Origin of the sequence: Mangrovibacillus sp. Mu-81 (genome assembly GCF_036867415.1) — a bacterium.
Lineage (GTDB): Bacteria > Bacillota > Bacilli > Bacillales > Bacillaceae_B > Rossellomorea.
Genome location: NZ_JBAJHU010000017.1, coordinates 53,388 through 59,855, shown reverse-complemented (window position 1 = coordinate 59,855; position 6,468 = coordinate 53,388). Strand labels below are relative to the sequence as shown.

General features: G+C 43.1%; 9 protein-coding genes and 1 rRNA gene. 9 read left to right on the top strand and 1 reads right to left on the bottom strand.

Translation table 11 applies throughout. From position 1 onward, the window contains the following. Positions 1–71, top strand: a 5S ribosomal RNA gene (gene rrf / locus V6B33_RS22135); the annotation flags it as partial. Between the two features lie 225 nt (positions 72–296). Here the strand turns inward: rrf and V6B33_RS20835 are convergent. Next, a complete protein-coding gene (locus tag V6B33_RS20835) occupies positions 297–503 on the bottom strand; it encodes a hypothetical protein (protein ID WP_334219575.1) in 207 nt (68 codons plus the stop codon). Positions 504–673: 170 nt separating this feature from the next. Here V6B33_RS20835 and V6B33_RS20830 point away from each other — a divergent pair, with 170 nt between their 5' ends. From V6B33_RS20830 to yabA, 8 genes are all read left to right on the top strand, one after another. Continuing rightward, the gene (locus V6B33_RS20830) at positions 674–874 is read left to right on the top strand and encodes a sigma factor G inhibitor Gin (protein ID WP_334219574.1); all 201 of its coding nucleotides are present in this window, start codon (positions 674–676) and stop codon (positions 872–874) included. A 99-nt stretch (positions 875–973) separates the two neighbouring features. Next, positions 974–2,398 (top strand): aminotransferase class I/II-fold pyridoxal phosphate-dependent enzyme, encoded by a 1,425-nt coding sequence (locus V6B33_RS20825; protein WP_334219573.1) that lies wholly within the window; start codon positions 974–976, stop codon positions 2,396–2,398. Between the two features lie 14 nt (positions 2,399–2,412). Beyond that, positions 2,413–3,042, top strand: a complete 630-nt coding sequence (gene tmk / locus V6B33_RS20820; protein WP_334219572.1) for a dTMP kinase — start codon at positions 2,413–2,415, stop codon at positions 3,040–3,042. A 121-nt stretch (positions 3,043–3,163) separates the two neighbouring features. Beyond that, complete coding sequence (locus V6B33_RS20815) at positions 3,164–3,493, top strand: cyclic-di-AMP receptor (RefSeq protein ID WP_334219571.1); 330 nt, start codon at positions 3,164–3,166, stop codon at positions 3,491–3,493. A 152-nt stretch (positions 3,494–3,645) separates the two neighbouring features. After that, positions 3,646–4,086 (top strand): YaaR family protein, encoded by a 441-nt coding sequence (locus V6B33_RS20810; RefSeq protein WP_334219570.1) that lies wholly within the window; start codon positions 3,646–3,648, stop codon positions 4,084–4,086. 13 nt (positions 4,087–4,099) lie between these two features. Further along, entirely contained in the window at positions 4,100–5,083 is a 984-nt protein-coding gene (holB, locus tag V6B33_RS20805) for a DNA polymerase III subunit delta' (protein ID WP_334219569.1), read from the top strand. Positions 5,084–5,090: 7 nt separating this feature from the next. Then, the gene (locus V6B33_RS20800; protein ID WP_334219568.1) at positions 5,091–5,918 is read left to right on the top strand and encodes a PSP1 domain-containing protein; all 828 of its coding nucleotides are present in this window, start codon (positions 5,091–5,093) and stop codon (positions 5,916–5,918) included. A gap of 14 nt (positions 5,919–5,932) precedes the next feature. Next, a complete protein-coding gene (gene yabA, locus V6B33_RS20795) occupies positions 5,933–6,307 on the top strand; it encodes a DNA replication initiation control protein YabA (RefSeq protein WP_334219567.1) in 375 nt (124 codons plus the stop codon). Positions 6,308–6,468: the final 161 nt, after the last annotated feature.

Genomic DNA, 6,468 nt, shown 5'->3' with positions numbered 1-6,468 from the left:
CGGAAGTTAAGCTCTTCAGCGCCAATGGTAGTTGGGGGATCTCCCCCTGTGAGAGTAGGACGTCGCCAGGCAAATGTGAAGAAACAGCTCTTTTACAGGGCTGTTTTTTTGTTTTTGTTGAATGAGGTATAGGGTTGCTCCTCTGCCATTTGAATTGATCCATTTCCAAAAAAACATCCTTTTTCATCATTTAAGCCTTTTTTTGTCTTTTTTCATTCAAAATCTTATTAAGACAGGAATGAAAGGTTTAAATTCCTCGAACATGCCTCCATTCCACTCCAAAATCCACATTTCAGTCAAGGCTCGATTGAAGTAAGTATCCATTTATTATTGAAACCTGAAATTCTATTTTCAAACACATCAAGACAATATCGGAATCGTTTCTTTTTTCTCTGAAAACGAGGTTTATTATCAAATACCACCGAACCACCAATCGGCACCAAACACCATCCAAAATCCAAAACACTCCACTTACAGCCCACAAACCACCAAACCAGCACCATCCCGCTCCCCCAATCTTTTTCCCAATTTTTTTATAGAGACATACACAGTCCGGGCGGTGGCTACATAAGATAAAAGTACACTTGATAATTCTGTTAGTTTAAAAGTTTGAAATTATGTATACAATTGGAGAACAATGGGCAGAATAGATTGTATGGAGGTGGAGATCCGTATGGTGAATGCTGAGCGTGAACCTGTTTGTGAACAGTGCATTGTGTGTCAAAGTGAGAAGTCGGTTGGAATCCATCTATACACATCGTTTATCTGCACGGAATGCGAAAAGGAAATGGTCCAGACGGAGACGAATGATCCCGTGTACAAATTATTTATTCAAAGATTAAAAAAAGTGAATACTCCTCAAATCTATTCATAACCAGGTGAAAGAAAGCTTGGTTATGATTTTTTTAGGTTCAGGGGGGTAAGAAATATGATACGATGTAGAGTAGCAAGTGAGTAAAGTGAGGGGTAGAAAGTGAAGGTTGATCAATCTAAGACGCCTCTTTTAGATGCGATCAGGACTCATCGTGAGAAGGAGCCGATTTCGTTTCATGTGCCTGGTCATAAAAATGGTTTATTGATAGATGAAGAGAATGCTAGTGCTTTTTATAGGAATGATTTGACGGAGCTCAGCGGGCTGGATGATTTGCATGACCCCAAGGAAGCGGTTTTGGAAGCGGAAGGGCTGTTGAGCGATTATTATGGATCAGAACGCAGTTTTTTATTGGTGAATGGAAGCACGGTGGGAAATATGGCCGCAATTCTGGCTGCTTGTTCCAGAGGTGACATTGTTCTTGTTCAGCGGAATTGTCATAAGTCTGTATTAAATGGAATCAAGCTTGCGAAGGCAGAACCTGTGTTAGTGGAGACAGAATGGGATGCGGACGGCCGGATGCCTTTAGGGGTCAGTCTCGAGGCTGTCCGGGAAACGTTGAAGGCATACCCCCATGCTAAAGCATGTGTACTGACCTATCCCACTTACTATGGGCATACGTATGATATAGAGTCAATAATGGAAGAATTACATAGACATGATGTCACCTGTATCATAGATGAGGCACACGGCCCCCATTTCAAACTCGGGAGTCCGTTTCCTCGATCGGCGCTGGATATGGGAGGAGATATCGTCATTCATTCTGCTCATAAAATGCTGCCTGCGATGACGATGGGATCGTATTTGCATATCGGGAGCGACCGGGTGAATCAACAGAAGGTGCAGGAATACCTGTCGATGCTTCAGTCAAGCAGTCCTTCCTATCCGATCATGGCTTCGCTGGATTATGCCAGGTCTTATATCGGCACATTGACGGAGGATGAACGTAAACGGAATATAGAGGGTGTCCTTCATTTTGTACAGGCATTGAAACAGGCACACGCCGGGCTGGGCGTCATACGGACCCATGATCCATTGAAGCTGCTGCTTCGTTTCAAAGGGAAATCAGGGTATGAACTACAGGCATTATTGGAAAGCAAAGGAATCTTTACGGAGCTTGCCGATCCTTATTATGTGCTGATGATTCTCCCGTTGGTAAAGGATCGTTTTTCATTTCCTTTTGAAGAAGCGGTCGCGAGGGTGGCTGAAGCTTTAGAGCATGAACCGGTGCAGGAGGAATGGCCAGGCAAGCGCTACGAGAGACTGACTGACAAGTTCTACTCATTTCTTTCTCTTGACTATGAACAAATGGAGGGAAAGGAAGAAACTTGGGTGTGTATGGATGAGGCAGAAGGGCAAATCGCTTCACAGATGGTGACCCCTTATCCGCCGGGGATCCCATTATTGATCCCGGGAGAAATGATTTCAAAGAAAATAATACTGCGATTACAAGAGTATGTGAATAATAAAGCGAATATACAAGGCTATCATCGTCTCGGCGAAGGGTATGTCCGGGTTTATCGATAGACGGAGGTTTGAACATGAAAGAGGGAATCTTTATTACGGTTGAAGGCCCAGAAGGAGCTGGGAAATCAACGATACTAAGTGAGTTGTATGAACAGCTTGTAAAAGATGGCTATGATGTGATGCAGACAAGGGAGCCGGGCGGCATTTCGATCGCTGAGCAGATCAGGGAAGTAATACTGAATAAAGAGAATACGGCGATGGATAAACGAACAGAAGCTTTATTGTATGCGGCAGCCAGAAGGCAGCATTTAGTGGAGAAGGTGATTCCGGCACTCGAGGACGGATCGATCGTCATCTGTGACCGGTTCATTGACAGCTCTCTTGCTTACCAAGGGAATGCAAGGGGGATCGGGATGACTGAGGTAATGAATATCAATCAATTTGCCATTGAGGATAGAATGCCGGATCTCACGCTGTATTTCGATATCGATCCCGAAGCAGGGTTACAGAGGATCGCACGGCATGATGGCAGGGAAGTGAATCGTCTGGATCTTGAATCCATTGATTTTCATGAACGGGTGTGCGAAGGGTATCAATCATTGATCAACCAGTATCCGGAACGGATCCAGGTGGTCGATGCAAGCCGGACGAAAGAAGAAGTATTTTCAGCAGCATATGAAATCGTGAAGAAATTCATCGAATAGCAGATTGAGGGGCAGCTTCTATAAAGAGGTTGTCTTCTTTTTTTATGGAAAGATGTTAGTGAAGGGTATTTATTGATATAATAGAAGGAAGTATATGTCTTTGAAACGGAGGAAACCACATATGAAAGTCATTATGGCGGTTGTTCAGGATAAAGATAGTAATCGTTTGTCTAATGCGTTGATGGAGCATAATTTTCGTTCGACAAAACTTGCGAGTACCGGGGGGTTCCTGAAATCGGGGAATACCACTTTCATCATCGGGACTGAAGATATTCGTGTAGATAAAGCATTGCAGGTAATCAAGGAAAATTGCCAGTCACGTGATCAATTGGTCGCGCCTGTATCCCCGATGGGAGGAAATGCAGATTCGTATGTTCCGTACCCGGTAGAGGTTGAGGTAGGGGGAGCCACGGTATTTGTGCTTCCTGTCGATCAGTTCCATCAGTTTTAATCAAGGCTCTTTCTATTGGATTGCTGCTTACGTACATGATGGAGAATGAATGAAGTTTGTACGAACTCAAGCATATTCATTGCCCGATTTTCTAATGTGTAAAGCAACAAAGTTTGCGAAAAGAGCCTTACTCAAAGCGAGGAGTTTAAAGAATGAAGATCAATCAGGATACCCGTGTGTCTTTAGATAAACTTCAGAAGGAAAGCAAGACAGCTGGAACGAATCAAGTGAGATTCGGTCAGCTTGTCCAGAAGCATGATCAAAAGATGCAAATGGACCAGCTGAATAAGCTTTTGGGCACGATAGAAGATGCAGGCAACCGTTTAGCGAACTCCAGAACCTTCAAGGACCTTGCAAAATACAAAACGCTTGTTAAAAAGTTTGTGAGGGAAGCCGTTGATTTCGGTATGGACCTTAAGCAGTCTCATACATGGAATCAATACGGCGAAGGAAGAAAGCTCAATATCGTCGAAACCATCGATCAGCAGCTTGTCGATTTAACCGAAGCGGTGATGGATAAGGAAAAGAAGTCGATCGATGTATTGGGGAAAATCGGAGAAATAAAGGGATTGCTGATCAATCTCTATATGTAAGTGAGTGGTAGACATGAAGTTTGAAGAATTACAATCGTTTCAGCCTGTGGTTCTGCAGATGCTTCAAAACAGCATCATGAAGAACCGTGTTGCCCATGCCTATTTATTCGAAGGTGAAAAAGGCACCAGGAAAAAGGAAGTAAGCATGCTCTTTGCGAAATCCTTACTGTGTGAGAATCGGGAAGGCGGCAAAGCATGTGAAGAATGCTCTAACTGCAGACGGATCAATAATGGAAATCATCCGGATCTTCATCTTGTGGAACCTGATGGACTTTCGATAAAAAAAGAGCAGATCAAATCGCTTCAGGAAGAGTTCTCTAAAACGGGGGTCGAATCGAAGAAAAAGATTTATATCATCGTTCACGGAGATAAGATGACGGTGAACGCCGCCAATAGTCTATTGAAATTTCTGGAAGAACCTTTGGCGGACACCACGGCGATCCTTATCACGGAAAATATTCATAGAATACTGCCTACCATTCTTTCAAGGTGCCAGACGGTTTCATTCAAACCGCTGCCAAAAGAACATCTGACGAAACAATTGATGGAAGAGGGCATGCAGCCTCATATGGCGTCAATGGCAGCCAATTTGACCAATCGATATGAAGAAGCTGTAGAAATATGTCAAAATGAGTGGTTTGCACAAGCAAGAATAATAGTGTTAAAATTATATGAAGTCCTCCAGAAAAGTCCCTTCCAAGCAATGGTGAAAATTCAAGAGGATTTTGTACAGCACTTCAAAGAAAAAGATCAAGTTGATCGAGCATTAGATCTTTTACTTCTAATATATAAAGACTTACTTCAGATCCAGTTAGGAAAAGAAGAACAGCTCGTCTACCCCGACCAAAAGGAAAAATGGAAATCAAACGCACTTCAAGTATCGACAAACCGTCTTTCTACTAGTATGACGGCCATACTTGAAGCAAAACGCAAATTAAACGCCAATATGAATTCTCAGCTGCTGGTAGAACAGCTTATGTTAAAACTGCAGGGGTGATGGTCTTTTGTACCATGTTGTAGGAGTACGCTTTAAAAAAGCGGGAAAAATCTATTATTTCGATCCCGGAGAACTGGATGTCGGTAAGAACAGTTATGTGATCGTCGAGACGGTTCGCGGGGTTGAATTTGGGAAAGTAGTTGTAGAAAAAAAGCAAGTCGGTGAAAATGATGTAGTGCTTCCTTTGAAAAAAGTGATCCGGATCGCTGATCAAAAGGATCGCTTAACGGTGGAAGAGAATAAATCTTCTGCCCAGGAAGCCTATGACGTATGTTGTGATAAAATCAATCAGCATCAATTGGATATGAAATTAGTAGATGTAGAATATACATTTGACCGTAATAAAGTCATATTCTATTTTACTGCTGATGGGCGTGTTGATTTCCGGGAGCTGGTGAAAGACCTGGCCTCTATTTTCCGTACGCGCATTGAACTTCGTCAGATTGGCGTTCGAGACGAAGCGAAAATGCTGGGTGGTATCGGTCCATGTGGCCGTATGCTTTGTTGTTCGACCTTTTTAGGAGATTTTGAACCAGTATCCATCAAAATGGCCAAGGATCAAAATCTGTCCCTTAATCCTACCAAAATCTCAGGGCTGTGCGGCCGCTTAATGTGTTGTCTGAAGTACGAAAATGACGAATATGAAGCAGCTAAAGAAGAATTGCCTGATATTGGTGAAGTGATTAAGACACCTCATGGGAAAGGTAAAGTGGTAGGTCTTAATATTTTGGAACGCGTGCTTCAAGTCGAGATCAAGGAAGAAGAACGTGTTTTGGAATTCACTTTAGATGAAATAAATAACGAAGGTGCCGTATCATTCCAAGCCACAGAGTAACGGGGTGTAGTGTCGTGGATAAAAAAGAGTTCTTTGATTCAGTCAGCAATATGGAACAACAAATCGGTGATTTATATAATCAATTAGGCGAGCTTAAGCAGTGCCTGGCTGAGATGCTGGAGGAGAATCATTCTCTTAAGCTTGAGAACGAACATTTGCGCCGAAGACTGGAACAGACGGGGAACTCACCGAAAAAGGAACAAACAACAGGCGATGCGGGTACGACGAGTGAGTCGGACTTAGAAGATAAACAACTGGATATCGGGGAAGGCTATGATAATCTTGCCCGGCTTTACCAGGAGGGCTTCCATATCTGCAACATCCACTTTGGAAGTCCGCGCAAGGACGAGGATTGCTTGTTCTGCCTTTCTTTCTTAAACAAGAAATAAAGACGGACCTCAATGCTAACAATAAGATAAAGAAAAGGGCTGATCCATTCGACAGGATTGGTCCTTTTTATTGAATATTCATTTCGCGTGCTGTTTTCGCAATGCCTTATAGTCCGCAACGGAAAGGAACGGCCCGCGTTTCTACCTGAAAAGGAAACACA

Excerpts from the sequence above, each read along its gene's own strand:
- V6B33_RS20835 (WP_334219575.1), bottom strand. The coding sequence starts at position 503 with ATGGTGCTGGTTTGGTGGTTTGTGGGCTGTAAGTGGAGTGTTTTGGAT.
- V6B33_RS20830 (WP_334219574.1), top strand. The coding sequence starts at position 674 with ATGGTGAATGCTGAGCGTGAACCTGTTTGTGAACAGTGCATTGTGTGT.
- tmk (WP_334219572.1), top strand. The coding sequence starts at position 2,413 with ATGAAAGAGGGAATCTTTATTACGGTTGAAGGCCCAGAAGGAGCTGGG.
- V6B33_RS20815 (WP_334219571.1), top strand. The coding sequence starts at position 3,164 with ATGAAAGTCATTATGGCGGTTGTTCAGGATAAAGATAGTAATCGTTTG.
- V6B33_RS20810 (WP_334219570.1), top strand. The coding sequence starts at position 3,646 with ATGAAGATCAATCAGGATACCCGTGTGTCTTTAGATAAACTTCAGAAG.
- holB (WP_334219569.1), top strand. The coding sequence starts at position 4,100 with ATGAAGTTTGAAGAATTACAATCGTTTCAGCCTGTGGTTCTGCAGATG.